The 1,437-nt window shown below is 52.5% G+C and carries 1 protein-coding gene; it reads left to right on the plus strand.

All coding sequences use genetic code 11. From position 1 onward, the window contains the following. Positions 1–1,037: 1,037 nt before the first annotated feature. Positions 1,038–1,437: hypothetical protein (locus tag ACPEES_RS23360; RefSeq protein WP_435106906.1), on the plus strand; the 400-nt coding region annotated here is incomplete at its 3' end.

Below are 1,437 nucleotides of genomic sequence, written 5' to 3' on the forward strand. Positions count from 1 at the left end.
TATATGGCCTCGATCGGCCACGGGGCGACGACGCGCTGCCCCCACTGTGGACGGGCGCTGGTGCGCGGAGCCGCGATTGCCCACCGACAGCGGCGTGGACAAAATTCCCAATCTAAGGTGGAGCGGACTTTGTACAACGAGCCGTTCAACCGGACCCGCTCCGAGTCACGATCCGCCCGCGGCGGCAGCCCGATCGTGAAGCGGTCTTTTTTTGACCTCGACGCGGGCCGGTTAACTATTCGTTATGCGGTCTGTCCGCTGTGGAATAGAAATGACTAGGTCAGATGTAGACGAGATCGTTACTCAGTTATACCTGAGGCTAAACGGGTACTTCACCACTGGGCTTATTGCTCATTCTCCTGAATGGGGACAGGCAAGAACCGAAGTGGACTGCCTTGCTGTTCGTCATCCATATTACTCTGAGCCAGAACGAGAGGTGGGGCCGTCTGAATTTCTCAGCACGAGAGCGGGTGAGATTGACTTACTTTTGTGCGAAGTAAAGAGTGATCCGCAAGTGATTGGGTTCAACAGGGCCTTGAAAGAAGATCGCTCTGCATTGGTTTCTATATTCCGGTGGGCCGGTTTGTTTCCTGAAGAGCGGCTGAGCGATGTCATAGACAGGTTTTATCCATTGCTCCAGGATGATGTGGGGGAATGCTGCGCAAAGACAGGGATAGTGGAAGGGAATGTGCGAATCCGGCCGCTGCTATGCTGCCCTCCTGCCACTGCCCAAGGTTCCCGGCGCTGGTGCCTTCAGGGGCAGCAGATGCTTGGCTTTATGTCCGAGTGCTTCAACCCAGATGAGCGCCGCGCTAGCTGCTCTACTCGGTACAATTTTCAACAATGGGGATACCCATTCGAGACGGTGGTTCGTTACATAAAGGATGCTGATGGTGGAATGTCGCTTGACGGCTTGTATGAAAAGTTTGGTATCGCATAACAACAGCGTCAACGCGGATCGGCTTTTCCGTTGACGCTCCAAAGCCGCCCGGTTGCGCTGGGCGTTAGAGCAGTTGTCGACACGATAAGGAAAGGGTTTGAAACAGTTTCTAAGGTATCAAATCTCCGGAACAACGTTCATGTTCTGGGTGGCTATCTTCGGAATTGGAGGACGGACTGAAGGATTTTCTGATCTCGCAAAGCTTCTCTATAGCGAGGCGGAGAATTTTAGGATTTTGGCAGGGGTGGTCGTTGCTCTCCCGATTGGGGTTTTAATCCATCAGTTATCTGTCCTCATAAAGAACTGGGTGGTGGGGAGGTGTTGTAAGTCGTTTAGTGACTTTCCTCAGCGAACGGAACTTTCTGATAACTCAGAAATTAAGAAATACTGCTTGAGTAAAATCAGCAGCCTAAACTCATTCTCCTGGATGCGTGACGCGATCCCGGGATCCGCGCACAAGTTGATGATTGGCGGTTACAATTTTCGGCGTTACCCAT

Origin of the sequence: Arhodomonas sp. AD133, assembly GCF_051195215.1 — a bacterium.
GTDB lineage: Bacteria > Pseudomonadota > Gammaproteobacteria > Nitrococcales > Nitrococcaceae > Arhodomonas.